General features: G+C 45.5%; 26 protein-coding genes and 1 pseudogene. 15 read left to right on the forward strand and 12 right to left on the reverse strand.

Translation table 11 applies throughout. The features are described 5' to 3' along the window. Positions 1 to 75: 75 nt before the first annotated feature. The 3 genes from QUB06_RS23575 to QUB06_RS23585 all read right to left on the reverse strand — a co-directional run bounded on the left by QUB06_RS23575 (position 76) and on the right by QUB06_RS23585 (position 2,259). Positions 76 to 477: a hypothetical protein gene (locus QUB06_RS23575; RefSeq protein ID WP_333437344.1), complete on the reverse strand. Its 402-nt coding sequence runs from the start codon at positions 475 to 477 to the stop codon at positions 76 to 78. Between the two features lie 121 nt (positions 478 to 598). Next, positions 599 to 1,237: a restriction endonuclease subunit R gene (locus QUB06_RS23580; RefSeq protein WP_333106603.1), complete on the reverse strand. Its 639-nt coding sequence runs from the start codon at positions 1,235 to 1,237 to the stop codon at positions 599 to 601. Positions 1,238 to 1,374: 137 nt separating this feature from the next. Beyond that, entirely contained in the window at positions 1,375 to 2,259 is an 885-nt protein-coding gene (locus QUB06_RS23585) for a PhzF family phenazine biosynthesis protein (protein WP_333437345.1), read from the reverse strand. A 174-nt stretch (positions 2,260 to 2,433) separates the two neighbouring features. Here QUB06_RS23585 and QUB06_RS23590 point away from each other — a divergent pair, with 174 nt between their 5' ends. Both QUB06_RS23590 and QUB06_RS23595 read left to right on the forward strand, forming a co-directional pair. Beyond that, entirely contained in the window at positions 2,434 to 3,756 is a 1,323-nt protein-coding gene (locus QUB06_RS23590; protein ID WP_333437346.1) for a WD40 repeat domain-containing protein, read from the forward strand. Between the two features lie 146 nt (positions 3,757 to 3,902). Beyond that, positions 3,903 to 4,457: a Uma2 family endonuclease gene (locus QUB06_RS23595; RefSeq protein ID WP_333437347.1), complete on the forward strand. Its 555-nt coding sequence runs from the start codon at positions 3,903 to 3,905 to the stop codon at positions 4,455 to 4,457. A gap of 95 nt (positions 4,458 to 4,552) precedes the next feature. Here the strand turns inward: QUB06_RS23595 and trpE are convergent, their stop codons facing one another. Continuing rightward, on the reverse strand, positions 4,553 to 6,100 hold the full coding sequence (gene trpE / locus QUB06_RS23600; RefSeq protein WP_333437348.1) for an anthranilate synthase component I: 1,548 nt from the start codon (positions 6,098 to 6,100) through the stop codon (positions 4,553 to 4,555). Between trpE and QUB06_RS23605 the strand changes: the two genes are divergently transcribed. Beyond that, on the forward strand, positions 6,051 to 6,287 hold the full coding sequence (locus QUB06_RS23605) for a hypothetical protein (protein WP_333437349.1): 237 nt from the start codon (positions 6,051 to 6,053) through the stop codon (positions 6,285 to 6,287). The genes trpE and QUB06_RS23605 overlap by 50 nt on opposite strands. 22 nt (positions 6,288 to 6,309) lie before the next feature. Here the strand turns inward: QUB06_RS23605 and QUB06_RS23610 are convergent, their stop codons facing one another. The 5 genes from QUB06_RS23610 to QUB06_RS23630 form a co-directional block, all read right to left on the reverse strand. Continuing rightward, on the reverse strand, positions 6,310 to 7,170 hold the full coding sequence (locus tag QUB06_RS23610) for a GNAT family N-acetyltransferase (RefSeq protein ID WP_333437350.1): 861 nt from the start codon (positions 7,168 to 7,170) through the stop codon (positions 6,310 to 6,312). A gap of 164 nt (positions 7,171 to 7,334) precedes the next feature. After that, a complete protein-coding gene (locus QUB06_RS23615; RefSeq protein ID WP_332956926.1) occupies positions 7,335 to 7,760 on the reverse strand; it encodes a photosystem I reaction center subunit II PsaD in 426 nt (141 codons plus the stop codon). Between the two features lie 370 nt (positions 7,761 to 8,130). Next, a complete protein-coding gene (locus tag QUB06_RS23620; protein WP_333437351.1) occupies positions 8,131 to 10,122 on the reverse strand; it encodes a DICT sensory domain-containing protein in 1,992 nt (663 codons plus the stop codon). Between the two features lie 471 nt (positions 10,123 to 10,593). Then, on the reverse strand, positions 10,594 to 10,905 hold the full coding sequence (locus QUB06_RS23625; RefSeq protein WP_333106625.1) for a DUF2973 domain-containing protein: 312 nt from the start codon (positions 10,903 to 10,905) through the stop codon (positions 10,594 to 10,596). 606 nt (positions 10,906 to 11,511) lie between these two features. Further along, positions 11,512 to 11,841, reverse strand: a complete 330-nt coding sequence (locus tag QUB06_RS23630; protein ID WP_333437352.1) for a DUF2605 domain-containing protein — start codon at positions 11,839 to 11,841, stop codon at positions 11,512 to 11,514. A gap of 284 nt (positions 11,842 to 12,125) precedes the next feature. On the opposite strand from QUB06_RS23630, the gene QUB06_RS23635 reads away from it, so the two are divergent. From QUB06_RS23635 to QUB06_RS23655, 5 genes are all read left to right on the forward strand, one after another. Continuing rightward, positions 12,126 to 12,308: a hypothetical protein gene (locus QUB06_RS23635; protein ID WP_333437353.1), complete on the forward strand. Its 183-nt coding sequence runs from the start codon at positions 12,126 to 12,128 to the stop codon at positions 12,306 to 12,308. After that, a complete protein-coding gene (gene thrS / locus QUB06_RS23640) occupies positions 12,301 to 14,130 on the forward strand; it encodes a threonine--tRNA ligase (protein ID WP_333437354.1) in 1,830 nt (609 codons plus the stop codon). The genes QUB06_RS23635 and thrS overlap by 8 nt, the downstream gene beginning before the upstream one ends. A gap of 117 nt (positions 14,131 to 14,247) precedes the next feature. Continuing rightward, positions 14,248 to 15,039: a DUF4058 family protein gene (locus QUB06_RS23645; protein ID WP_333437355.1), complete on the forward strand. Its 792-nt coding sequence runs from the start codon at positions 14,248 to 14,250 to the stop codon at positions 15,037 to 15,039. Positions 15,040 to 15,071: 32 nt separating this feature from the next. Beyond that, complete coding sequence (locus tag QUB06_RS23650) at positions 15,072 to 15,857, forward strand: DUF4058 family protein (protein ID WP_333437356.1); 786 nt, start codon at positions 15,072 to 15,074, stop codon at positions 15,855 to 15,857. Between the two features lie 151 nt (positions 15,858 to 16,008). Further along, on the forward strand, positions 16,009 to 16,821 hold the full coding sequence (locus QUB06_RS23655; protein ID WP_333437357.1) for a DUF4058 family protein: 813 nt from the start codon (positions 16,009 to 16,011) through the stop codon (positions 16,819 to 16,821). Here QUB06_RS23655 and QUB06_RS23660 read toward each other — a convergent pair. Both QUB06_RS23660 and QUB06_RS23665 read right to left on the reverse strand, forming a co-directional pair. Further along, positions 16,818 to 17,753: a DUF1350 family protein gene (locus QUB06_RS23660; RefSeq protein ID WP_333437358.1), complete on the reverse strand. Its 936-nt coding sequence runs from the start codon at positions 17,751 to 17,753 to the stop codon at positions 16,818 to 16,820. The genes QUB06_RS23655 and QUB06_RS23660 overlap by 4 nt on opposite strands. 99 nt (positions 17,754 to 17,852) lie before the next feature. Further along, positions 17,853 to 18,653 carry a hypothetical protein gene (locus tag QUB06_RS23665; RefSeq protein WP_333437359.1) on the reverse strand — a complete coding sequence of 267 codons (801 nt, stop codon included), beginning with the start codon at positions 18,651 to 18,653 and terminating at the stop codon, positions 17,853 to 17,855. 433 nt (positions 18,654 to 19,086) lie between these two features. Here QUB06_RS23665 and QUB06_RS23670 point away from each other — a divergent pair, with 433 nt between their 5' ends. From QUB06_RS23670 to QUB06_RS23700, 7 genes are all read left to right on the forward strand, one after another. After that, the gene (locus QUB06_RS23670; RefSeq protein WP_333106650.1) at positions 19,087 to 19,305 is read left to right on the forward strand and encodes a DUF3285 domain-containing protein; all 219 of its coding nucleotides are present in this window, start codon (positions 19,087 to 19,089) and stop codon (positions 19,303 to 19,305) included. 206 nt (positions 19,306 to 19,511) lie between these two features. Next, on the forward strand, positions 19,512 to 20,048 hold the full coding sequence (ybeY, locus tag QUB06_RS23675; RefSeq protein ID WP_333437360.1) for an rRNA maturation RNase YbeY: 537 nt from the start codon (positions 19,512 to 19,514) through the stop codon (positions 20,046 to 20,048). A 161-nt stretch (positions 20,049 to 20,209) separates the two neighbouring features. Beyond that, a complete protein-coding gene (locus tag QUB06_RS23680) occupies positions 20,210 to 20,722 on the forward strand; it encodes a diacylglycerol kinase family protein (protein WP_333437361.1) in 513 nt (170 codons plus the stop codon). Between the two features lie 177 nt (positions 20,723 to 20,899). Then, positions 20,900 to 21,487 carry an aminodeoxychorismate/anthranilate synthase component II gene (locus QUB06_RS23685; protein ID WP_333079394.1) on the forward strand — a complete coding sequence of 196 codons (588 nt, stop codon included), beginning with the start codon at positions 20,900 to 20,902 and terminating at the stop codon, positions 21,485 to 21,487. A gap of 497 nt (positions 21,488 to 21,984) precedes the next feature. Next, positions 21,985 to 23,256, forward strand: a complete 1,272-nt coding sequence (iscB, locus tag QUB06_RS23690; RefSeq protein ID WP_333437362.1) for an RNA-guided endonuclease IscB — start codon at positions 21,985 to 21,987, stop codon at positions 23,254 to 23,256. 88 nt (positions 23,257 to 23,344) lie between these two features. Beyond that, entirely contained in the window at positions 23,345 to 24,127 is a 783-nt protein-coding gene (locus QUB06_RS23695; RefSeq protein WP_333437363.1) for an MBL fold metallo-hydrolase, read from the forward strand. Between the two features lie 165 nt (positions 24,128 to 24,292). After that, a complete protein-coding gene (locus QUB06_RS23700) occupies positions 24,293 to 24,943 on the forward strand; it encodes a fasciclin domain-containing protein (protein ID WP_333437364.1) in 651 nt (216 codons plus the stop codon). Positions 24,944 to 25,081: 138 nt separating this feature from the next. Here QUB06_RS23700 and QUB06_RS23705 read toward each other — a convergent pair. Then, positions 25,082 to 25,275 (reverse strand): annotated as a pseudogene (locus QUB06_RS23705) (hypothetical protein); the annotation flags it as partial.

Genomic DNA, 25,275 nt, shown 5'->3' on the forward strand with positions numbered 1-25,275 from the left:
TCAGGCTGCAGATGGCTGATTTTCCCGCGCTGCGACTGCCAGAACCAGACAAAGTGCTGCGATCGCTTTTTCCCATTATTGCTTTACAGCGGTGGGTTGAACCTCATCAAAGGCGCTAACTAAACGAGGTATCGCTCGTTCTAATGCCTGTCTAGGAATTGATTTGTGCAGATCAACTAAACGAGTTAAACTTTCTTGATTCTTCAAAAAACCGATTACCCATTTCGTAGTATGATCGGGACTCTCAGGGACGTTTTTAATTCCTAGTTCTGTTTGCAACCAGTCGTAAAAACGCGGCAGCTTTTGAGCTAAAACAGTTCCAGCCGTTGGCAAAGTTTCTTTGAGCAAACCACTATCCAGACTTGCGAATAATTGATTGAATTCCGGTGAATCCAGCAAGCTGGTTAATGGAAGTGAAAGCAGGGCTTCAGAAGCGTCAGGGGATACATTTAAAGTCCGCGAAAATCTTTGCAGCATTGGAAAGTCTCTGGTATTGATTGATGACTTTTTCAGCCTAACAATCACGCGAATCAATGAATATGAGCTACCTCATACAATTCTATGATTTACTGAACTTACCATGTGAATTAATCCTTTTTTATGTGTAATATTTCACAATTTGAGCGATTCGCTTCATAATTTTGAGTACATTGTACAATTCATTTCCTCGATCGCGCAAATCAAAGGAATTAGATAAACCGTACTGCGGTGTACCTTGATACGTCATTTTAATGAACTGAAAATTCCTGCCGTTGCTTAGCATTCCAAAGGACGCCATGCTAGGATTAGGATTAGCCAGCAGATAAGCTAATATTTGCGCTAATCCTGTTTCTATGGAAATTTGAGCGCTTTTTGACTCGATAACCATTACCCAAAACTGCTGTTTTAAAACCAGGACATCCATCCTACCTCTGATAATTGTCTCGTCTTCGTCTTCAAAGAAAATTTCTACTTCAGGTTCAGCTTTGATATGAAAGGGAGGTAAATAGAAACCTGCAAAATGTAGCAAGGGAGATAAGACTACCATTTTGACGGTAGTTTCTAGCATGGGAGGATACTCGACTAAGTTGAAATAGCTAGCTTTCACTTGATCGAGAAATTGTTTTTCAAATTCGCTGATTTCGGGTAATTCGTCAATCCATTCACGAAAAAATTGGTCGTCATCAACGAGTTGGATATTAAATTTTTCCCTTAAGTAGGAGAGAGTAACTTCTCTAGCTTGGATTGTTGCCGTCATAGTTTTTGATGATTATTCCTAATCTTAACTACATTATACAACATACAATTCATTTCCTGGATCGCCAAAATCTAATTTCAACCGGGCTGTACATATCTGCGTGCATCTGCGGTAAAAAAAAAATCCCATTGAATCAGCTACACAAATTCTCCCTTAGCAACCATCACCACCTTACCGCCAACCAAAACTGCTATTTCCCCTTCATTTTTGGCAGCTTGTAACAACAGCAAAGAAGGTCGATCGATTTCATAACCCTGCTCAACTCTGACATCAATCTTTGCTGACCCATAATAATCATGTTCTACCAAATATCCAGCCAAACAGCCGTTAGCACTGCCAGTTGCCGGATCTTCGGGAATTCCTAATGAATGGGCAAAAACTCGCACGCTTAAATCATTAACGTCGCTGTAAGTTTCTGGGCAAAATATCAAAATTTCTTTTGCTTCCATTGTATCAACTAGCTCAAAATATTTATCTAAGTTGACTTGAGCTTTTTTGAGCGAGGCGAGAGTTTTTAAGGGGACAATTATAAACGGCACTCCGGTCGAAACTTCTTGAATTGGAAAGTTGGTATCAATTTCATCGGGTTCTAAATTCAGGACATTTGCCACAGTCTCGGCTGATAAAACTTGACCAAAACTAGGCGGGTTTTGTCGCATCCACAAAATATCTGCGGATTCATTGTGATAATTAAAAGTAACCGGAATTTGACCGACGGCTAGATTGAGAATTACTCGATCGACCTTTTCGCGAATAATCTCTTGCTGCAACACAAACGCAGTTCCCAAAGTCGGATGACCGGCAAAGGGCAATTCCTTCTTGGGCGTGAATATCCGCACGTCATAGCCACCATCTCGCGGATCGGGCGATCGAATAAACGTAGTTTCTGAATAATTGATTTCCCTCGCTATCAGCAGCATTTGGGCCTCAGATAGTTCGGCAACTCCCGCACCGCAAAATACAGCGAGTTGGTTGCCAGCATACTTTGACTCCGCAAACACGTCAACTATATAAAAATTCATAATTATGCCTTTGGTAAAAGTCGATAACTGATATTTTACATCCAGCGTTACAAAGCAGATTTATTTTATCGATCGAGTCAGCGCGACGATTTGACGCACTTTAAAGAAGCGCTTAGAATTGGAAAGATATAGATAAACAGGGATTTGTAATAATTTGTTGAGGGATTTGTAACGATGAGTGAGTTTAAACAAGAGTTAGGGGAAATGTCGCGGGAAAAGCGACTTTATACTTTAGAAACTCTGCCAAGGCATTTAGTAGAGAGTGGGCAAGGGGAAAAGCTGTACCAGTTGTTAACGGATTTCGATTTTATGGAGGCGAAACTGGATGATTTGGGGCTTCAAGCGTTAATTGAGGATTATGATTTAGCGATAGATTCTCAATTGTTGGATGGGCCGGAGCAAAGTCAAACTTATCTCTACTGGATTCAACAGGTACTTCACATGTCAGCGCCAATTTTGGAAAAGGATAAAACGCAATTAGCAGGTCAATTATGGGGGAGATTGCTTGCTTTTGAAAAGCCTGAGTTTCAGAGGATCTTGGAACAAGCCAAGCAGTCGAAAAATAGTCCTTGGCTGCGACCTTTGAGGTGGAATTTAATAGTGGGGCCATGTTGGCGTAACCTCGCCGGCCATTATTTCGGGGTACAAGCAGTGGCGATCGCACCCGACGGCAAACGAGCAATTTCGGCTTCATCGGATAAAACCCTTAAAATCTGGGACACAGACACTGGCATAGAACTGAGAACTCTCACCGGTCATACTGACCCGGTAAGGGGAGTCGCGATCGCACCGGATGGCAAAAGAGCGATTTCGGCTTCAGACGATAACACCCTAAAAATCTGGGACATTGAGACAGGTAGAGAACTTCAAACCCTCACCGGTCATACTAACTCGGTAAGGGGAGTCGCGATCGCGCCCGACGGCCTGACAGCGATTTCGGCTTCAGACGATAACACCCTAAAAATCTGGGACTTGGCCAGTGGCAGCGAACTGAGAACCCTCACGGGTCATACTAACTCGGTAAGGGGAGTCGCGATCGCACCCGACGGCCTGACAGCAATTTCGGCTTCAGACGATAACACCGTAAAAGTCTGGAATTTGCTCAGCGGAACCGAACTGAGAACTCTCACCGATACTGGCTATGTATATGCAGTGGCGATGGCACCCGACGGCTTGATAGGGATTTCGGTTCCACAACTTAACACGCTGAAAATCTGGGACACAGACAGCAGCAGGGAACTTCAAACCCTCACCGAGGATTTTAGCTTTGTACAGGCACTCGCGATCGCACCCGACGGCAAACGAGTAATTTCGGCTTCATTGGATAAGACCCTAAGAATCTGGGATCTGGCTAGCGGCAAAGAAATTGCTAGTTTCACCGGAGATAATTGGTTTGATTGCTGTGCGATCGCGCCTGATGGGGTGACAGTGGTAGCGGGGGGTGTACCGGGCACCGTGCATTTCCTGCGATTGGAGGGAGTTAGCGGCGGGGGATAGGAGTTTTAAGTGCGATCGAGTCTTCAACCGGCTTTCGTCGGGTTTTGTTTGACAATACGCGGTTTCAACCGCCCGGGGTGAGCGAAAAAATTCGGTTCATAGGCGATCGCGTATAAAATCAGAATAAAAACATAGGAGTAATCGCCGTGAGCGTCACGACTGTAAAATGGACGGTTGCAGACTACCACCGCATCATTGCAGCCGGCATTCTGGAAGGGCGAAACGTTGAATTAATAGGTGGAGAAATCATCGAAATGGCTCCCGAAGGAGAATCTCATGCTTACTCTAGCGATGAGGCTGGAGAGTACCTAATTTATTTGCTGGGCGATCGGGCTAAAATCCGCCAAGGTAAACCAATTATCTTGCCGCCAAGCAACTCCGAGCCACAACCCGATATCGCTGTAATTCAACGTTTGGGACAAGATTACCGAGAACATCATCCCTATCCAGAAAACATCTTTTGGCTGATAGAATACTCGGATCATACTCTGAGCAAAGACTTGGGAATCAAGAGCAAGATTTACGCGGAAGCCGGCATTTCTGAGTATTGGGTTGTCAATTTGCGAACTATGGAATTAATACTATTTCGAGAGCCTACCAATGAAGGATATCAATCGAGAGAAACTCGGACTCAGGGTAATATTAATCGGCTGGCTTTTCCTGATGTTGCAGTTTCGGTCGCTCGAATATTAGGGGCTTAGATCAATTGGACAATAATGCAATAATTACTGCTGTTTCTGGCCGTTTCTTGTTACCAGGCAGAGCCTGGTAACACATATCCAGAGGCTCCGCCTCGCTATTTCAAACAGCGAATTGCTTCCAACATTCCCCTGGCTTTATTGAGCGTTTCTTCGTACTCCATATCCGGGTTAGAATCAGCCACCAAACCAGCACCTGCTTGCACAGAAACCGAATGTTTGTCACCGCCTAAAGAACGAACAACCATAGTCCGAATGGCGATCGCACTATTCAATTGTCCCTCAAAATCATAATACCCGTAAACCCCAGAATACGGCCCCCGGCGGCAACCTTCCAACTCGTGCACAATCTCCATCGCCCGAATCTTCGGAGCACCGCTAACCGTACCCGCAGGAAAACCAGCTTTCAACAAATCCCAAGCAGTCTTATCCTCAGCCAATTCTCCCACCACATTGCTCACAATGTGCATGACGTGAGAATAACGCTCAATTTCCATTAATTCGTCAACTTTTACAGTACCGTTTCGGCAAACTCTTCCTAAATCGTTCCTGCCCAAATCAACTAACATGACGTGCTCCGCAATTTCCTTCGGATCTTGCAGCAATTCAGCAGCCAAAGCATCATCTTCTTGAGGAGTTTTACCCCGGCGGCGAGTGCCGGCGATTGGTCGCAAAGTTGCTATCTTTTTGCCATCAGCAGTATTTTCCGCCTTCACCATAATTTCGGGACTCGAACCGATAATCTGCCAATCTCCGAAATGAAAATAAGCCATGTACGGAGAAGGATTTATCAGACGCAAAGATCGGTAAAGTGCAAAAGAATCGCCACTGTATTCAGCCTCTAGTCGCTGCGAAATAACTACTTGAAAAATATCTCCGGCTTTTATATAGTCCTTAGCCTTTAAGACATTGGCACAATACTTTTCACGGGTAATATTGCTAGTGTAAGCCAATTCTGTATTTCCGGTTGTGGAACGGGCATCTTGCCCGTTATTGGGAGGTGTCCATTCTATCAGAGTAGATTGCCGGGAAAGCGGCGATTGCAGCTTCTGAACTAACTTGCCAACGCGATCGCACGCTTGCTGATAAGCCTGGGCCAAATCAACGCCAACCTCCCGCAAATCCGCATAGGCGACGACCCAAATTTTCCGCTTCACCTGGTCGAAAATCAGCAAATTATCCACCTGCATCCACAAGCCATCTGGCAAATCATTCTCGCTTGCTGGATGCACTGGAACTCGCGGTTCTATCCACTTAATTAACTCGTAACCCCAAAAACCGAATAGCCCGCCAATTCCCGGCGGCAACTGCGGCAATTTCACCGGTTGATAAGACTCCAAACATTCAGTTAAAGCTACAAACGGATCGCCCGTAAATACTTTTTCGGAACCGTCACGGTAAACTTGAGTTGTGCGAGATCCCCTTGCCTCCAAAATCCACAACGGATCGCACCCTAAGAAACTATAACGCCCAAGTTTTTCCCCACCTTCCACCGACTCCAGCAGAAAACTGTAAGGTTGACCCGCACAAACCCGATACCACGCAGACACCGGCGTATCCAGATCAGCAACCCATTCTTGATACACGGGTACAAAATTGCCTTGTTTCGCCAGTTCCGAAAATTGTGAGAAATCGGGAAATATCATATATATCAGAAGGAAGAAGGAAGAAGGAAGAAGGAAGAAGGAAGGAGGAAGAAGGAAGAAGGAAGAAGGAAGGAGGAAGAGGGAAGAAGGAAGAAGGAAGAAGGAAGAAGGAAGAAGGAAGGAGGAAGAAGGAAGAAGGAAGAAAGAAGAAGGAAAATGGAATCCTGGCAATAATTTCAGCGATTAAAAGCGTCCTAACCGTCTTGGGTTCAATAAACAAAAGACGGAAAGCAACAGCCATGAGGCTGCTGGTACTCGCCAAGTGCCATCACCGCCATCGGTTTGAGCGCGCGCAGCCCCTCTTGCAAACACCAGCGAAACAAACTTGCGTAACGCACCGGCAAGTGGAAAGAAACCTGTGCTTCGGAGTTCGACGCCGCCGCCCCCAACAGTAAAGCCTGCATATCCGCCTCAGTTTCTGCGACGCTGTGGCTCAAAGCCGACACCGCACAAGTATAAGCCACAATCCGACCTTGTTTGCAAGCAACCCAAGGAGAAAAGAAATTCAGGGCGTACTCAATATCGCTAGTTCGATCGCACCTGTATAATTTCTTGCACAAAGCCGCACATTCACCCACATCCTCACTAGCCAGCCGCCGCACCTCAAACCCATGCGGAGGCTGGCTGCGAAACTTCCCTTCCATTAACACGAAAGGTTCTTTCACCTCAAAACCCAAAGAAGCGTACAGCGACAGCGACGCCATATTAAAAGATTCCTGAACCAAACGGATGCCCACAGCGTCCTGTCCGCGTTCCAGCAAAGCTTTCATGATTTCCCGCCCCGTGCCGCGGCCCTGAAAAGTTCGATCGACACTGACGGGCCCGATACCGCGAATCGGGCTGCGTTCGTCCATAAACCCGCAGCCGACAACCGCACCGGAGCTCTCGGCTACTATGCCAAAAAATACCGGACTTTCGATCAGAAGACCAATAATTTCAGTTGAAAACTCCAGCGTCGGAAAATCTGTAGGGAATTGATGGCGATCGGAAATACATTTAAAAGCTTCATAAGTAATGCCAGCGCAAACATCGATATCAGAAGGCTGCGCTCGCCTGATTGCGACATTCATTATTTAATTTAACGATTAACTTTTAATTATATTTGAAGTTTGCAGTAGTATTTTGGCGCTGCGGGCTTAGCCTCCCGCGCCAGAATACTACTGCAAAAACAAGTTTACAAGCTGAGCCTTACAGGGAAGATTACCTATGTTTTGCTCAGCCATGAACTCATCGTCTAAGGGTCGAAAGTCTTCTTACCGCTGAACTTCAGCTTAGCCGGATTGGGATTGCTGCCAATATTGCGGTCAATCTTACCGTTGTAGGGACGACCTTCGTTCACCTTTTCAGGGAACACGCCATCTTTGGGATGCAGGTACTCAGTAGAACCGTCGGGAAACACGCGGTAAATTTTGTAGTTCGAGATTTTGAATTTAGCCCGCAGTTGCTGGCCGCCCAAAGCGATGCACTGCTCCTTGCGGGGCAGATACAGCAGGTTGTCGCCTTGACGCATAATTGCAGCGCCACCTGTAGGCATTTCAAACACCTGTTCCTTGGGGCTAGTCCAAGTGATCGCGTACTTCTCTTCAACTAGCGCCTTGGTCAGCAAGCCGCCTGTGCTGCCGCCGAAAAGAGGGGGTTGTCCAGTGAGTTCTTCTGCCATAAACATATCCAAAGGATTTTTACGGCATCGTATCATCATGAGGCGACACGGCTGTAGAAATTGTAAGGAAAGTTAACAGTTTTTTGGCGATCGATCTTTTCTGATAATTGATAATTAGTAATTAATAATTGATAATTGGTAATTTTCACCAAAGTTAGAAAACCAAATTAGGCTGCACGAATTCCAATAAAATAATCAAAAAAAAACAGCAATTATTCGGGTGCTTGTGGGCACCCGAATAATCGCATATTCCCCCAATTTCCCCCCACACACGATCGCACAATTTACCGCGCAACCCTAAGTCAAAAACCAATTAGGGTCATAGCCACGCGGAATTTGGCTCAAAGCAGTCAAAGTTTCTTGATTGAGTCTAAACAGTGGGAATAGTAAAGTGAAATTCACTTCCTCGGTCTTTTCCTGCGGAATCTACCCAAATTTTACCGCCCCAGCCGGCAACAATCTGTTTGCAAATTGCCAATCCCAAACCGGTACCGCCGGTGCTGCGGCGCAAAGCTCCTTCTTCTTGATAAAATCGATCGAACACTACTTTTAAACTGTTCGCCTCTATTCCTCTCCCCGTATCGGCTACAAGCACTTCCACCATCTGAGAACCGTTGCATTTCGCTCTTATGGTCACGCTTCCTTGAGGTGTGGTGAATTTGCAAGCGTTGTCTAGCAGTTTGGAGAGCACCTCCACCAACCACTCTCCGTCAGCTTGCACTAAAGGCAATTCTGCGGACACTTCGGCGATAATTTCCGGTAACTGTCGATCGAGTCCGCAACGCGATCGCACGCTGCTGAGGGCCAACTCAACGCATTCTTGCAGCGTCAGCGATTCTACATTCCATTGAACTCGCCCGCTTTCTAAGTGAGAAAGAGTTAAGAAATCCTGCACGAGTTTCCGCATTCTATCGGCATCGCCCAGGGCAGTTTCTAACATGATTTGCCGCAATTCTGGGGGCATATCTGGTTCGGAGTTCAAACTTTCCAAACAAACTTGAATCGTAGAAAGCGGAGTGCGGAGTTCGTGTCCGGTGATGGCAATTAGATTGCTGCGAGTGCGGTCTAATGCTTCTAATTGTTGGTTGAGTTCTTCTAAATGAGCGTAGGTTTCTGCTTGAATTAAGGCTGCTCCGAGTTGGGTGGCTATCGCCTCTACTAAAGCAATTTCGTCTTCTTCCCAAGGTAAAGTCGATCGACACTGGTGCATTTCCACCATTCCCAAAACCCGCCCCTGATAAAGCACTGGCACCATTAACCAAGAGACAATTTGCCAATTTTTTACAGTTTTTTCCAGGAATTTTGTATTGACAATCAGCGGGTGTTGTGATGTGTCTTGGATGTAAACTCGCTCTTGCCGCGCCACCGCGTCGCCCCATATTTGATTTTCCTGCAACAGCCAAGTCTGATCCAGCATGGAACTAGCGCCGGGAGCCAAAAACTCGCGATCGATTTTGACCGCAATATCTGCTGTCTTGCACCGATAAATCAAACATCGGCTTGCTGACAGGGCAGTGCCGAGTTCTTGAACTGCAACTTCGACGATTTCTTGTGGGTTGAGAGACTGCCGCATTGCCGTTGTAATTAAGTTTACCAGGCGTTCTTTGCGTTCCTGGGCGGCGATGGCGGCGTATGCTTTGAGCAGTTTGTGCTGGCCTGCTTGCAAGTAGGTGACTAAGCGTTCGGTAAAAGCATCGCTCAATTTGGGATTGGGAATTTTTGAGCTTTTTGCCGTACTTTTGTCGGGTTTGGCGGCTTTGGCAGTGGCGGATTTCCTCGTTTTTTTCGGTGTTTTGAGCTTGTAAGTAGTTCGGGCTCGATCGATCTTTTCGGCCAATTCCGGGCGATAATTGACAATTCTATCGAGCAACAATGCGGCCGCTTTGGAGCTTACCTCGCGATCGAACGTCCAAATTCCTTCAAATCTGCGAGCTTGATCCATCACCAGCGGCCCGCGCTCGTCCTGATTTTCGATCGGCACAATTTTTTCTTGACAAATCAGGCAAGTTGAGTAGTGTTCCCCCAGTACCACTAAGTGCCACTCTTTACTTAATCCGTCCTCCGGTGCAAACGCCACAGTTTCGTGACACTCCGAAGAATTTTTAAACTCAGTTTCCGGTGCTGCCAGCACATATACCTGAGAGGATCGTGAGGCAATTCGCCGGTAGCGGTGAGCTTCCTGGCGGTAGAAGCGCTCTCGCTGAAAGCTTGCAATCACTAGCGGTTCGTCGTCGGAACCCGCCAAAACTAAGTCTTCCATAGCGTGAGACAGGGCTGTCATGGAAGATTTGAAATAAATTTGTGCCCGCAGTTGGGGCAAAGCTTGCAGAAGTTCTGCCAGTAGCGAAATAGGGACGATCATCTAGCCTTAAACGTGCATTTTTGCCGATGACAAAACAGGATCGATAGGAGATTTAGAGCGATCCTTCTTCAGTATCTGATAGATTTACAGCACTTGGTAAGTAAAGTACAAAGAAATCGGTTTCGCTCTCCTGGGGTACCCCGGTGTTCGCCCAAATTCGCTCCGCCGTGCCCGCCCCGATTCCTAGTTTCCCTGTACTTGAGTGTCAAACTATCCTCGCTCTTGGATATCAGTGCCATAATTATCGCTTTTTGGCGATCGATCTGGTTAATCGGTAATTAAACTTTAAAAAAGCGCAAATAATTAGCCATTAGTTAAAAACTAACGACCAATTATTTTGACGACTGATCCCAAGAAACCCGGTTTTTACCCACAATCTATGAATAAACCGGGCTTCGGACACCTAGCGTGTAAGTCCTATATTTTTTTGAGGCATCGCGCCTGAGTATAAATGCTGCGGCTGTGGTTGTATCAGGCTAGTTCGCCCCCTTCGTCGCTGCCACCCGGAGATGATTTGTAGAGAGCATCTAATTGTTCGCGGGCGTCTTGGACAGTCAGCGAACGCATCACTAACAGCGGCTCATTGACAACATTTCCGTGTTCGTCTAAAAGTTCTGGATGCGGTACAGATTGAGAGCGAGGATAGGATGCGTAGGGATTATTTGCCCTGAACTGTTGAGGGCGCTGGGACTCCATACCAACGGTGACTAGACTGCGGATTAAGTTACCGACTGCCAGAAAGGCAAGAACGGTAAAAGCTAAAATATAAAGCAGGTGCAACATTATCTTCTCCTCCGGGCTAAACAGCCACACAGCAATTTACAAAAGTGTTTCAGCAAGTATTGACACTCCCGGCCGTAAACGCGGGGATTCTTGGTTCACTGACATACCTTTAAACTATTCATCCCTTCGGCAATATTTAAACCAAAAACCCGTCCAATTGAACGAAGCTTCGAGCCTAATTTGAATAGTCCCAGAGGGCTTGTCTCCCCAAGCGTTAAGGGCTCATTCCCTTTGTTCCCGTATGCCCTACGGTACATCTAACTACTAAGATTTTGAGTTTTCTGGTATGGGTGCGCGATGGCTACCCTAGCTATGTTTTTGTGGTTTTCGCCACCCACGAGACATTATTCTTTCCTAGCCAGTCATTTTGGGGTTGGTTATCCATTCGATGCTCGCGGTTATTCTACCTGTATCTCTTTGTAGTATAGGGTACTATTTGGGAAACTTTTAGAACTTTTTGGAAATAAAGCCTTCCTAAAAGGACGGGGTTTTAAACCCAATTTTTTGATAACTTATTAACTGGAAATCTGTTTGAGGTTGTCAAGTGGGCCGCCACATTTCCCAAGATTGGGGATTTGACTGCAAGTTTAACTTGAACTCGCTTCCTTATTTTCCAGGGGGAGCTGACTGCAATGAGCGAAAGCGCGCCGATACTTGCCAGCATTCGGCGAGCAGTCTGTGCCACGGCATCAGTGCTGTGGTTTCGATCCCAACTTGACCTCCGGTTGCTTGAAATAGAGCTGTAGCCGCGCCTACTTCTTGCTGAGCCTGTTTTACTCGCGCCAGCAAGTCAGATTGATCTTCGTCGCTGAGAAAGGGAATTTCTTCAGTTTCTAAGAGCTTTGCCGATCGGTCGAACCAGTAATTGAAATCCTCTAACAGCGGTTCCAGTAACGCTTTGAGCAATTCTGGCTCGGGCAAATTGGAATTAAGCATGGATCAAAATTGGGTTATTTATCTATTATAGTCTTAGACTAGCTTAACAAATTGTAACATATTTCTAACAAAAATTCAATAATTTAACAACAATTAGCAGGTGGGTGTGAATAAATTTAACTGTGCCAGCAGCGATTTTTGAGTCAAAATCCCCAAATTCTGCAATATCCGCTCAGACTCGCTAGCAATAGCTCATAGCAGAAGGAAGTTCGGCAACGGATTCGCTTTCTTCGGATGTAACGGATGAAAGAAAGAAAAAAGAAGGAAGAAAAAAACTATGCCCAATGCCCAATGCCCAATGCCCTGCGCGGGCCAATGCCCAATGCCCTGTTTGCCCAATGCCCAATGCCCAGAATGACCTAATTTCCCGGAGTGTCCCCCAGCCGGAAGTCGGCGCTTGCTGTCGCAATCTGAGTAAGATAGAAGCAACTGCAACTAAATTAATTGCTAATTCAGCCGATGTCTAGCTCAGAATCCATGTCCGCTCCAGAAGAGTCCGTTAAGATTGAGTTGCCCCGCACGAGTGAGTCGGAGGCACTAAAAAAAATTCGCCACACCACCTCCCACGTTATGGCGATGGCGGTGCAGAAGTTATTTCCCAAGGCGCAAGTGACCATTGGCCCTTGGATTGAAAACGGTTTCTATTATGACTTTGACACTCCCGAACCTTTTACGGAACAGGATTTAAAAGCCATTAAAAAAGAGATGATCAAAATCATCAACCGTAAATTGCCTGTAATTCGCGAAGAAGTCAGCCGCGAGGAAGCGGAACGCAGAATTAAGGAGATTAACGAACCTTACAAATTAGAAATTTTAGAAGGTTTGATCGAACCGATTACTCTTTACCATGTGGGCGAGGAATGGTGGGATTTGTGCGCGGGGCCTCACTTAGAAAATACCAGTGAGTTGAATCCAAAGGCGATCGAGCTAGAAAGCCTAGCAGGCGCGTACTGGCGCGGCGATGAAACCAAAGCTCAGTTACAGCGCATTTACGGCACTGCTTGGGAAACTCCCGAACAATTAGCAGCATACAAACACCGCAAAGAAGAAGCATTAAGGCGCGATCACCGCAAATTAGGCAAAGAATTAGGCTTGTTTATCTTTGCCGATCCAGTTGGGCCAGGTTTGCCTTTGTGGACGCCGAAAGGCACTGTTTTGAGAAGTATTTTAGAAGATTACTTGAAACAAGAACAAATCAAGCGCGGTTATTTGCAAGTTGTGACTCCGCACATTGCCAGAGTCGATTTGTTCAAAATTTCTGGACACTGGCAGAAATACAAAGAAGATATGTTTCCGCTGATGGCGGAGGATGAGGAAGCGGCAGCAAACGAACAGGGTTTTGTGATGAAACCCATGAATTGCCCTTTTCACATTCAAATTTACAAAAGCGAATTGCGTTCCTATCGAGAATTGCCGATGCGCTTGGCGGAATTCGGCACAGTTTACCGCTACGAACAATCGGGAGAATTGGGCGGTTTAACGCGGGTGCGCGGCTTTACGGTGGATGATTCCCACTTATTTGTCACGCCGGAACAGTTGGATGCTGAATTCTTGAATGTGGTGGATTTAATTCTGTCAGTATTCAAGAGTCTGCAACTGAAAAACTTTAAGGCGCGTTTGAGTTTCCGCGATCCAAACAATTTAGAGAAATACATCGGTTCCGATGAAGCTTGGGAAAAGGCTCAAGGTGCAATCCGCCGCGCGGTGGAAACTTTGGGAATGAATTATTTTGAGGGAATTGGGGAAGCGGCTTTTTACGGGCCGAAACTCGATTTCATTTTCCAAGATGTTTTGGATAGAGAATGGCAATTAGGAACTGTTCAGGTAGATTACAATTTGCCAGAACGTTTTGATTTGGAATACGTCGCTGAAGACGGCACTCGCAAGCGTCCGGTGATGATTCACCGCGCTCCTTTCGGTTCTTTGGAACGTTTGATCGGGATTTTGATCGAGCAGTATGCGGGGGATTTTCCGCTGTGGTTAGCGCCGATTCAGGTGCGGTTGTTGCCTGTCAGCGCGGAGTTTTTGCCGTTTGCGAAGGAAGTGGCGGCGAAGATGAAGGCGCTCAATATTCGCGCTGAAGCTGATGAGGATAGCGAGCGTTTGGGCAAGTTAATTCGCAATGCTGAGAAGGATAAAATTCCGGTGATGGGTGTTGTGGGTGCGAAGGAGGTTGAGGCGAATAGTTTGAATATTCGGACTCGGGCTTCTGGGGAGTTGGGGGCGATTTCGGTTGATGAAGTGATTGGGAGGTTGCAGGCCGCTATTAGCAGTTATGGGAATTTTTAGGGAATTTTAACCGCAGATGCACGCGGATTAACGCAGATGATAGTTTGATATTGTCTGCGTTTTTCTAATCCAGCGGCTAAAATAGTAGAATCATGTAAATTAACAGGAGTTAAATTAATGAGTAATCCGTTTCCGGGGATGAATCCTTATTTAGAACATCCTGATTTTTGGCCAGAAGTCCATCATTTACTGATTAGTGTGATTAAGGAGTCGTTAACTCCGCAATTGCGCCCGAAATACCGCGTCGCTATTGAAAAGCGAATTTACGAAATCAAAGGTGAAAATTCTCTATTAGTAGCGATTCCTGATGTCTCTCTCCAACAGAAACGCCGTCCCGCAAGTGCGATCGCATCTAATGCTGTCGCCGTCGCTTCCCGAACTGTGCAGCCTTTAAAAGTGAGAATCCCAGTGTCGGAAGAATTTAGGGAAGGATATTTAGAAGTAATCGATATGGCAACCAAGGAAGTTGTCACGGTTCTTGAAGTGCTTTCCCCTGCAAATAAACGCCGGGGGGAAGGTCGAGAAAAGTATGACAATAAGCGAAATAAAATATTTGATAGCAGTACCCATTTAGTCGAAATAGACTTGTTGCGGGGTGGGGAACCTTTGCCAGTTTTCGGACATTCCCATAAAAGCGACTGCCGCGTTTTAGTCAGCCGCAGCAATCAACGCCCGATCGCAGATTTATACTTATTTAACCTTCCCGATACAATTCCTGCATTTCCCTTGCCTTTGCGTCCAGAAGATGTAGAGCCTGTTCTGGATTTACAGGCGCTGATTAATCAAGTATACGATCGCGCAGGTTATGATTTTGAAATTGATTACACAGCCGATGCAGTGCCCCCGCTGTCAGAAACGGATGCTGTTTGGGCAGATTCTCTCTTGCGGGACAGAGCGTTAAGGGGATAATAGAAGTAGGTAAATTAACAGGAGCTAGATTAATGCCTAATCCGTTTCCAGGGATGAATCCTTATTTAGAAAGTCCTGATTTTTGGCCTCAAGTACATCACTTGCTAATTAGTAGCATTTTTGAATCATTAGTGCCGCAGTTGCTGCCAAAATATATCGTCGATATTGAAAAAAGAGTTTATGAGCTTAGCGGGGACAATTCCCTATTAGTGGGGATTCCTGATGTCACTGTGCAGCGTTCTCCTAGTCCAACCAACCCTACTTCTTCTAATGTTGCAGTTGCCCCACTGCCTGTGACAGCTTTGAAAGTAAGACTGCCAGTACCTGTGGAATTTAGGGAAGCATATTTAGAGGTACGAGATACAGCAACTAGGGAAGTTGTGACCGTGATTGAAGTGCTGTCACCAGCCAATAAGCGCCCTGGCAAAGGGCGAGAAATGTATGAAGCAAAGCGAGAAAGGGTGTTTGGTAGTCGCACTCATCTGGTTGAAATTGACTTGTTGCGAAGTTACCAACCCATGTTAGTTTTTGATAACGATATTGAGGCAAGTTATCGAATTTTAGTGAGTCGGGGAAATCAAAGGCCTTTGGCAGATTTGTATCTTTTCAATTTACCCGATATGATTCCTCAGTTTCCCTTGCCTTTGCGAGCGAGTGATGCGGAACCAATTGTAGATTTACAAGGGTTATTAAATGGGGTTTACGATCGCGCCGCCTATGACTTTAGAATAGATTACACCGCCGCACCAGTTCCCCCGTTGTCGGAAACCGATGCTGTTTGGGCCGATTCTCTGCTTCGGGAAAGAGAGTTAAGGTGATAATAGAAGTAGTAGTCCTGGACGCATCAAAACCTTCATAACCGGGTTTTTTGCGGTTTTTGCGGGCTATAACGCGTCTTCTGGGCCAAAACCCGGTTTCTGGCCACCCGTGCATAAGTCCTAAGTAGGTAAATCAACAGGAGTTAAATCAATGCCTAATCCGTTTCCAGGGATGAATCCTTATTTAGAAAGTCCTGACTTTTGGCCAGAAGTACATAATAGGTTGATAGTGGCGATCGCAGATGCTTTGGTTCCACAACTGATACCCAAATATCGAGTGGCGATTGAAAAGCGAATTTATGAAATCAAGGGGGAACAATCTCTGTTAGTCGGAATTCCCGATGTTTCTATCCAGCGCAATCCCATTCCCAGAAATCCAATTACATCGAATGTGGCTGTCGCTACACGAACTACCGCGCCTTTGAAAATCAGATTAGCGATGTCTGAGGAGGTGAGAGAAGGATATTTGGAGGTGATAGATATGGCCACTAAGGAAGTTGTGACGGTGATTGAGGTGCTTTCACCTGCTAATAAACGTCCGGGAAAAGGGCGCGAAATGTATGAGGAAAAGCGGGATAACATATTCGGAAGTCGCACTCATTTCGTGGAGATTGACTTATTGCGGGGTTGGCAACCTCTCCCGGTTTTGGACAATGATATTGCAGCCCATTATCGGATTTTGGTGAGTCGGGGCAATCAAAGACCTTTTGCAGATTTATACTTATTTAATATACCAGATGCGATTCCCTGTTTTCCTTTGCCTTTGGGTGCAGGCGATGTCGAGCCTATTGTGGATTTACAGGCGTTGCTGAATACAGTGTACGATCGCGCCGCCTATGACATTACCCTCGATTATACGGCTGAGTTACTCCCTGCGCTGTCCGAAACTGATGCTGTTTGGGCCGATTCTCTGTTGGAGGAGAGAGGATTGAGAGGGCGATCGCAAATAACAACCGATAGTTAAGGGCCTAACCGCTTTTTCAAAGCATCCAAAAAATGAACAGACCAATATTCCAGGAATCGGCTTTTCAGAGGTTTGATGAATTTATCCCAAGGATTGAGGTCAACTATATAATAACCGATTTTGATGCCAATCGGCTCTAAATGTTTGCCATCTATTTCCTCGCTCAATAAAGGCAATTTTCTATTACTTAGCTGTTGTATGAGCCAAAGTACATCGCTGTTTTTTTGTTGTTCTGGACTTTTTTTGATATCATTGGTAGAACCAGCAATATCATCTCGCTCGAAAGAAATTATTGCCGTCAAATTAAACAGAGAACTATTAGCAATAAAGCATTGAGTTTGTTCTCTGGTTGGTAGCACCCCTAAGCGGAATTTGTCTAACAGTTTTGCTAGCGATCGCACTGGAATAGCGCTCTCTGTATTGCTGATATCAGGAGCAATTAATAAGGACGGCTGGCCTTTAATTGAAGGTCTGTCGATGCCCAGATTTTCGATTAACCTTTGAATCCGTTCGTAGTCAGGGCGATCGCAGAATTTCTCCACAATATTTGGATATCGATCGTCGCTTAAAAATTCTAAAAGAGCAATGTACTTGCATCCCAGACTGTGACCAACCCAAAAATAACTCGATGGTTCTTGATAAATTTCGCTTTCATAGCCTAATCTTTGAGCAATTTTGGTCAGTTCTGTTCTCAGTATCTGCTGCTCTTTTAATAACCCAATAGCGATCGGCCAGTGACGAAAAGTAAATCTAAACGGCAAAGCAATTACGGTATAACCTTCTTCAAACAACTGCTGTAAAAAATATCGATAAAACAAAGTTGGCAAACTACCAAAAAAAGTTCCACCAATAAATTGAACAACGCCTTTTGGCTGCGGATGAACAGCTACCCAACTAAAAGAAACAGGCTGAAATTTAAATAAGTTCGACATTTGAATAAAGATCCGTGAGTGTAGAATTGGGCGTAATTAAACCTAAGTAAACGTAAGGTGGGCATTGCCCACCCTACAGTTACTTACCCTTTAACAGTTCTAGTTGCTAGACATTCTGACAGGAATATCTAATTTTTCCATCAGTGTATTTAGGTCATCTAAATTGACATCACTGGCATCGACTTCGGCTAGCAGTTGCACTAGCATTCTAGCTTTTTCTGGATTGTCTGTTTCCAAACTAGCCAAGTCCAAAGTACCGTTGCTTAACTCTTCCAAAAGCGGCTGAAAGATTGGTCTGATGCTGATTTGTCGGCGTGTTTCAGCAGGAATTTCGTTGAAGGCTTTTCCACTGGCGATCGCTAAACTGTAATTGATTTGATCGAAGTCTGGTGAACGATTAGGTACTGATGGGAAACCATTCGGCAAGAAAGTACCGCGAATTTCGGGATTCAATAATACCTTGACAGGTGGGAGGGGTCGAGGCAATATTTGGCGCCGAAATAGTGAGACAAATCCGCGCACTTCCAACATACTTGTACCCAGAACGTTTAGCACTTGAGGCAACAATTCAACAGATGCTGTTTGGCGAGCGGGTATTCTGAAAGATGCGCTATATACCTCCCCGTTCTGAGTCAGCAATATCTCGTTGTTGGCGCCTGCAATATCAATAAATAAGCCAACGTTCCTGTTGAGACCCAAGGTGATTATTCTATTAGGATCTCCTCCCACGGGTTTGCTGATGGTAAACTGAATCCGATATGCCACGGTGAACGATTCGAGATTGGAGATGTTGAGAAAGTATCCCTGAACGATTCGACGAGCCACTGGCAGGACGTCTGCAGGGAGGCCGTCCACAGGTGCGATCGGCTTTGCGAGGAGTTCAAAGGTGGAAATTTCCATGTTGTTTTCAGAGTAATTTAACTTTTTGGGCTAGTCTTTACCTGGAAAATTTTGTTTCTGTTTTTCCGTGGCTATATCTATGAATAACTGCCCGTCGCGGTTGGTTAACAGTCGCTTTTTCTGGTGACACTCATTTGAGTTAACTCAAATGAGTGTCGCTTGATTGTGCGACTTGACAATTTAAAAATTTTTGTTAAAGCGCACAGGAACACGGATCGGGAATTTAATTTATGCTTGTGTATCTGAAGAGGAAAATAAAATATCGAATTGATTATCAGGGCGATCGCACATTAATCTGTTGGTATAATCCCCCTTTAATGGGATCGGGGCGATCGAAAAGCTAAAAAATCCTACACAAAACGTTACATATTTGTTAACATCGGGACGAGTCTGTCCTCAACAGTCCCTCTGTTAACCTTCTAAACTAACGACTATGAGTCAACCTCCCTCAGCAATTCCCGCATCAGAAGAGTCCGCCGAAACCCCGACAGCACCGACAAACACTGCACCTCCACCGAGTTATGTCAAGCTGGCGATGCGGAACATGGTTCGCAAGCGGGCGACTTCTCTGTTTCATTTTGCCTTGACAGCGATCGGACTTTTAGGCGTACTCGTCGGTTTGGCTTTTCTCGATCGCTATTTCAATTCTTAATCGGGGATTCCAACAATCAGCCTCTAATTTCTGCTGATGTTTTTCATCTTTCTTAATCGAGAGTTAAGCTGATTGTTCTGCCTGCCTGTTGCAATCTCTAACAGATTACTGTATCTTGCCAGCAACAGCAAAATCCCCTGCCGTTCGATCGCGCAATTGGAATTTGTCAAAAAATTGAATATATCCCTTGACAGGAGAGCAAAAAAATGTTAATCGAGGTGAACGTCGAAGACTGTTACGGGCTCGCCCAGGAGTCAGCCGACGCTTCCAACCTCGCTGAGAGTGCAGCCAGCGGGGAGATTTCAGCCGAAACCTGGGAAAATTGGTTTAGCGTGTGGCTGGAAAACCAGGAGGCGGATGTGCCAGTGGCCCCCGGCTACGAAGTCAGTCTGCGTTTAACCGCCGATACGGAGATGCAAGCCCTCAACCTGCAGTACCGCCAGCTCGATCGATCGACCGATGTACTAGCTTTCGCATCTTTAGAGGTAGACTGTCCTCAGCTAGAGGAAATGCAGTCATCTGAACCCCTATACTTGGGTGATATCGTCATCTCGATCGATACAGCTAACCGACAAGCCCAGCAGCAAGGACATCCCCTGAAAACCGAACTAGCTTGGCTGGCAGCCCACGGTTTTCTGCATCTTTTGGGCTGGGATCACCCGGATGAAGAAAGTCTGACTCAAATGCTCGATCGACAAGAAACATTGCTGCGGGCGATCGGTCTCACGATCCAAACAGCATAACTGAAGTTGATGGTTACTTAACAAATCATGTCAAGCCCAACATAACTTTCTGAAATTAAACCAAAACTTTAGTAAAAACTTAGAAAAGTTACCTAGACTTGATGTAGTTAATTTGAAAAGTTTAGCTTTCCTTCATCTCTGTAAATTAAAGTTGGTTCTTTATGACACTAGATAGACCCTCAATTTCATCACAAATCGCACAGTTTCTGCCCATGCCTCAAGACTCTTCTAGCCAGACAGTCCACGAGTCTAAAAAAGCCTTGAAATACAACCGAGATCTGTCCTGGAAAATCGCATCTAGCTTAGCTACGAGTTTTAGATACGCTTGGGGTGGTCTGAGTTATGCTTTTGAAACTCAGCGCAATTTTCGGATTCACACTGTTATAGGAACATTGGCGATCGGACTCGCGCTATTTTTGCAACTCCAACCTGTAGAAATATCTGTGATAGGTGTCACCATTGGCATAGTTTTAGCAATGGAACTGTTGAATACGGCGATCGAATCGGTGGTAGACTTGACAGTCGGGCAATCTTACCACGAACTAGCCAAAATTGCCAAAGATTGCGGTGCCGGAGCGGTTCTGGTATCGGCAATGGCTGCTACGATCGTCGGTGCTGCACTTCTGCTTCCTCCTTTGTGGGTCGTCATTCAAATTGCGATCGCCCGTCAGTAACTTATTGGGTTCAGCAAATTTTAGGTTTTAGATGACCAATGGGAGGTTTTTAGTTTTATTCGTCTATATTGCAGCTATTTTTATCTTGGGCATCTATCTAAAATCTTAAAACCCTTGCTTTCAGGCAGCGAGTCAATCTAAAATCTAAAATCTAAAACCTAAAATCCAACTTAACCCGTGATTATAGTAATCGATAACTACGACAGTTTTACATACAATTTGGTACAGTATCTAGGAGAACTCGGTGCTGAGTTGCCGGTAGCCAGCGAAGTGCAAGTCTACCGCAACGACCAAATTTCCTTAGCAGAAATTCGCCAATTACAGCCTGCGGCAGTGGTGATTTCTCCAGGCCCGGGGCGGCCGGAAGATGCGGGAATTTCTCTGGAATTAATCAAAGAATTGGGGCCGACTCTGCCAATTTTAGGAGTGTGCCTCGGACATCAAAGTATCGGTCAAGTATTCGGCGGCAAAATTGTTTCTGCACCCCTGTTGATGCACGGCAAAACTTCTCAGGTAGAACACACAGGAGTTGGAGTTTTTCAGGGCGTGGAATCGCCGATGATTGCAACTCGCTATCACAGTTTGGTAATTGAAAAGCAGAGTTGTCCAGAAGTTTTGGAAATTACGGCTTGGGTTGAAGACGGAACTATTATGGGCGTGCGGCATCGGGAATATCCGCACATTGAAGGTGTACAGTTTCACCCGGAAAGTATTTTGACGACTGCAGGAAAGCAATTATTACGAAATTTCTTAGAAAGACTTTAGTTGAATTTCTCCGAATTTGTAGGGTTCGCTCTTCTAGCACCTTACGGTGAGAGTAGGGTAAACATTTTCGCACCTGAACCGCCCCAAAAAGGATACAAGCCCCCCACTCCTGTCGTGGTGAACCCCAAATTTTAGATTCCTGTTCGAGATTCTAGATTCAATGCTGCAAGTAAATCTAAAATCTAAAATCTAAAATCGACTGACGGTGTTTTGTGGTATAACAACAAACGACCAACACCCGACAACCCCAACCACAAGGTCAGTAACTCAGGGCTAAAGCCACTGAGCTTGTAAGAAATTGCAAGCTATGCTGACCAGCCTAAGATTCTCGAAATCTACGTTATTTGAGTCACGACACCAGGCGAATGCGAAGCTAGTTCCCTGCTCTGTCATCTGCAATTAAACAGTCTTAAAGTCACTGAGACAGTGTTGCAGGTTCAAAAAGCTCTTATAACATTGGCGAAGCTAACATTACACGCAAGTGAAGAGACACAACAATGTCTAATTTTATTTTCGTGCTCGACACGAACAAAAAACCACTAACGCCTTGTAAGCCGTCAATGGCTCGCAAGTTGTTAACTGCCAATAAAGCGGCTATTTTCAAAAGATTCCCATTCACAATCATTCTCAAAAAGGTGGTAACAGCAACTATCAAATCAATTATTCTTAAGTTAGATCCAGGCTCTAAAACTACTGGCATCGCTTTACTAGAAGGTGAGAAAGTAATTTTTGGCGCTGAACTAACCCATCGAGGTCAATCCATTAAAGCAAGCCTTGATTCTCGTCGCGCACTGCGTCGAGGGAGACGAAGCCGTCATACTCGTTACCGGCCAGCAAGGTTTTTAAACCGTACCCGCCAAAAAGGATGGTTAGCACCATCCTTGCAGCACCGGGTAGAAACCACACTAACTTGGGTTAACAAATTACGCAGACTTGCACCAATCAGTTTGATCGTTCAAGAGCTTGTGAGATTTGACCTACAACAACTAGAAAATCCTGAAATTTCCGGCATTGAGTACCAACAAGGCGAACTACAAGGTTACGAAGTTCGTGAATATCTACTGGCTAAATGGAACAGGAAGTGTTCTTACTGCGACACTGAAAATGTACCTTTGCAAGTTGAACACATTCATCCAAAAGCTAAAGGTGGAAGCAATCGAATTTCTAATCTCTGCCTTGCTTGCGAGAAGTGTAACCAGAAGAAAGGCACTCAAGATGTTAAGCAGTTTTTATCAAAGAAACCTGACATCTTGAAGCACATTCTTGCACAGGCAAAACGTCCACTCAAGGATGCTGCTGCTGTGAATTCGACTCGATGGGTGCTGTTCTCTCAACTGAAAGAAACTGGATTGCCCGTCTTGACTGGTTCAGGTGGACTGACGAAGTTTAATCGTACTCGACTGCAACTACCGAAAACTCATTGGCTTGATGCTGCTTGTGTCGGTCAAGTTGAATCATTGTCTGTAGTGACGAGTACACCATTGCTAATTAAAGCAACTGGACATGGGACTCGTCAAATGTGCCGTACCGATAAATTTGGCTTCCCATCTCGGTACGTTCCGACAAACAAGTTTGTCAAAGGTTTTCAAACTGGTGACATCGTAAAAGCAATCGTTACCAGTGGCAAAAAAATAGGTGATTATATTGGTCGGGTTGCGGTTAGATCGACTGGCTCATTCAATATTTCGGCATCAGAATTGGTGCAAGGAGTCAGCCATAAATACTGCAAAACTATTCACCATAAAGATGGGTACAGCTACTCATTTTAATTGTGAAGATTCAAGGCGATTGAAATCGCCGAGTCGTTTTCCTCTCAGGGCTAAAGCCACTGAGTTTCCCACTTACCGAGTATTTTTTATGAAACGGCGACAATTAATACGTTACGCACAGACGGGTTTGCTAGCAGCTTTAGCCACTGGTTTGCCATCTGGATGGGAAAGCTATCAAGCTCAAACTGCTGATTCTTTGTCGATTCAGTGGTTGGGCCACACTTGCTTCTTGTTCGCCGGAGGCGGTGCGAGGGTGCTGGTGAATCCTTTTCGCCCCCTGGGCTGTACGGCAGGTTATCGCTCTCCTAAAGTGCCAACAGATTTGATTCTGATTAGCAGCCGATTGCTTGATGAAGGGGCGATCGACGGATTTGCGGGCAATCCCGGCCTTTTATACGAACCGGGGGCTTACAGGTCTAACGGGCTGCGGATTCAAGGGATTCGGACGCAAAAAGACCGTGAGGGAGGAAGGCGATTTGGGGTCAATGTGGCTTGGCTGTGGCAGCAAGCGGGCGTTAAGATTTTACACTTGGGCGGAGTTGCTGGCCCGATCGGCATTGAAGAACAAATCTTGATCGGGCGGCCCGATGTAGTGCTGATTCCCGTGGGCGGCGGGCCGAAAGCTTACACTCCGGCGGAAGCGAAGCAAACTTTGCAACTTCTCAAACCAAAGATGGTGATTCCGACACATTTCAAAACCCAAGCCGCCGATGCTGCTGCGTGCGATTTAGTGCCGCTAGATGAATTCTTGGCGCTGATGGATGGTACGCCGGTGCGCCGATTGAATAATGACACGATTTCGATCAAATCTGCTGACTTACCCCAAACTGGTTCGGTGATTGAGGTTTTGAGTTACAGATTTAGCGGTTGATGCCAGATTTTTTAGGTTGCGTTATATTAAGGAAGTTTTGTTCGATCGGGGATGCAAGAGAATTTTCTCTCTACCTTAGCCTCTGGCAACCTTGCCTTTTGTCGAGATTTGGCTAACATAACAATTCATGTTCACTGTTTTATCTCCTAAGGAAATGCAAGCGCAATGAAAAATCAAAATTTACCTAGCTGGATGAAACAACTGACAGGTTTCGCAGGAGTAATCGGCGCTAGCGCGTTGATTGGTTTCCCGGCTTGGGCTCACATCACCTCCAACACCAATGTTGCTAATGCAACTCAAACTTCACAAGTTGCAGGAAAAGTGAAAACCGCTGCTTCACCGGCACCAACTGGCGCTTCACCGGCACCAACTGGCACTTCACCGGCACCAACTTCTGCTGCTAAGGATATTGTTGGTATTGCATCGGGCGACCCTCAATTCAAGACGCTGACAAAGGCTTTGGGAGCAGCAGACTTGGTTGCAACTTTACAAAGAAAAGGCCCTTTCACTGTTTTTGCACCGACAGACGCGGCATTTGCTGCTTTGCCAGAAGGAACTGTGGAGAATTTGCTCAAACCGGAAAACAAAGCCCAACTTACTAAGATTTTAGCTTACCACGTTGTTCCTGGTTCGGTTGTATCTACTAGCCTGAAATCCGGCGATGTTAAAAGTGTGGAAGGCTCCTCGCTGAATGTGGCAGTTAGCGCAGGCAAAGTTACTGTCGGCGGCGCTAATGTTGTGAAAGCTGATATCAAAGCTAGCAACGGCGTTATTCACGTAATTGACAAGGTGCTGATGCCTCCTGATGCGAAGTAAGACTAGCGGTTTTTGCATCAATTGATGTCAGATTTGGTTAAATGAAGGCGAAGTAAGGACACAACAATGTTGTGTCCTTATTTGTATGGCAGGCAATTCAGAATTAGTATAGATAAAGCTTTAGCTAGCTGTGGCTACTTACAAAAATGGCTGCCAACCCTTACCCCGATAGCCAAAATCGAAGATTTCGGGATGGAGAATTTCTGCTAAAATTTCTAACGAATCAACCAATCTCGGTCCCGGCCGATTAAAGTAATACCATTTTTTTAAAGATGTGATAGACTTATGTAAGAAGTAAAGGAGCCAATAAAAATGTCTGGTCGCCCTAACAT

Source organism: Microcoleus sp. D2_18a_D3 (assembly GCF_036702455.1).
In the GTDB taxonomy this organism is placed as follows: domain Bacteria; phylum Cyanobacteriota; class Cyanobacteriia; order Cyanobacteriales; family Microcoleaceae; genus Microcoleus.

Bases quoted from the DNA above. Each gene is read 5' to 3' on its own strand.
- QUB06_RS23575 (WP_333437344.1), bottom strand. From the start codon at position 477: ATGCTGCAAAGATTTTCGCGGACTTTAAATGTATCCCCTGACGCTTCT.
- QUB06_RS23580 (WP_333106603.1), bottom strand. From the start codon at position 1,237: ATGACGGCAACAATCCAAGCTAGAGAAGTTACTCTCTCCTACTTAAGG.
- QUB06_RS23585 (WP_333437345.1), bottom strand. From the start codon at position 2,259: ATGAATTTTTATATAGTTGACGTGTTTGCGGAGTCAAAGTATGCTGGC.
- QUB06_RS23590 (WP_333437346.1), top strand. From the start codon at position 2,434: ATGAGTGAGTTTAAACAAGAGTTAGGGGAAATGTCGCGGGAAAAGCGA.
- trpE (WP_333437348.1), bottom strand. From the start codon at position 6,100: ATGATATTTCCCGATTTCTCACAATTTTCGGAACTGGCGAAACAAGGC.
- QUB06_RS23610 (WP_333437350.1), bottom strand. From the start codon at position 7,170: ATGAATGTCGCAATCAGGCGAGCGCAGCCTTCTGATATCGATGTTTGC.
- QUB06_RS23615 (WP_332956926.1), bottom strand. From the start codon at position 7,760: ATGGCAGAAGAACTCACTGGACAACCCCCTCTTTTCGGCGGCAGCACA.
- QUB06_RS23620 (WP_333437351.1), bottom strand. From the start codon at position 10,122: ATGATCGTCCCTATTTCGCTACTGGCAGAACTTCTGCAAGCTTTGCCC.
- QUB06_RS23625 (WP_333106625.1), bottom strand. From the start codon at position 10,905: ATGTTGCACCTGCTTTATATTTTAGCTTTTACCGTTCTTGCCTTTCTG.
- QUB06_RS23630 (WP_333437352.1), bottom strand. From the start codon at position 11,841: ATGCTTAATTCCAATTTGCCCGAGCCAGAATTGCTCAAAGCGTTACTG.
- QUB06_RS23635 (WP_333437353.1), top strand. From the start codon at position 12,126: ATGCCCAATGCCCAATGCCCTGCGCGGGCCAATGCCCAATGCCCTGTT.
- thrS (WP_333437354.1), top strand. From the start codon at position 12,301: ATGTCTAGCTCAGAATCCATGTCCGCTCCAGAAGAGTCCGTTAAGATT.
- QUB06_RS23645 (WP_333437355.1), top strand. From the start codon at position 14,248: ATGAGTAATCCGTTTCCGGGGATGAATCCTTATTTAGAACATCCTGAT.
- QUB06_RS23650 (WP_333437356.1), top strand. From the start codon at position 15,072: ATGCCTAATCCGTTTCCAGGGATGAATCCTTATTTAGAAAGTCCTGAT.
- QUB06_RS23655 (WP_333437357.1), top strand. From the start codon at position 16,009: ATGCCTAATCCGTTTCCAGGGATGAATCCTTATTTAGAAAGTCCTGAC.
- QUB06_RS23660 (WP_333437358.1), bottom strand. From the start codon at position 17,753: ATGTCGAACTTATTTAAATTTCAGCCTGTTTCTTTTAGTTGGGTAGCT.
- QUB06_RS23665 (WP_333437359.1), bottom strand. From the start codon at position 18,653: ATGGAAATTTCCACCTTTGAACTCCTCGCAAAGCCGATCGCACCTGTG.
- QUB06_RS23670 (WP_333106650.1), top strand. From the start codon at position 19,087: ATGAGTCAACCTCCCTCAGCAATTCCCGCATCAGAAGAGTCCGCCGAA.
- ybeY (WP_333437360.1), top strand. From the start codon at position 19,512: ATGTTAATCGAGGTGAACGTCGAAGACTGTTACGGGCTCGCCCAGGAG.
- QUB06_RS23680 (WP_333437361.1), top strand. From the start codon at position 20,210: ATGACACTAGATAGACCCTCAATTTCATCACAAATCGCACAGTTTCTG.
- iscB (WP_333437362.1), top strand. From the start codon at position 21,985: ATGTCTAATTTTATTTTCGTGCTCGACACGAACAAAAAACCACTAACG.
- QUB06_RS23695 (WP_333437363.1), top strand. From the start codon at position 23,345: ATGAAACGGCGACAATTAATACGTTACGCACAGACGGGTTTGCTAGCA.
- QUB06_RS23700 (WP_333437364.1), top strand. From the start codon at position 24,293: ATGAAAAATCAAAATTTACCTAGCTGGATGAAACAACTGACAGGTTTC.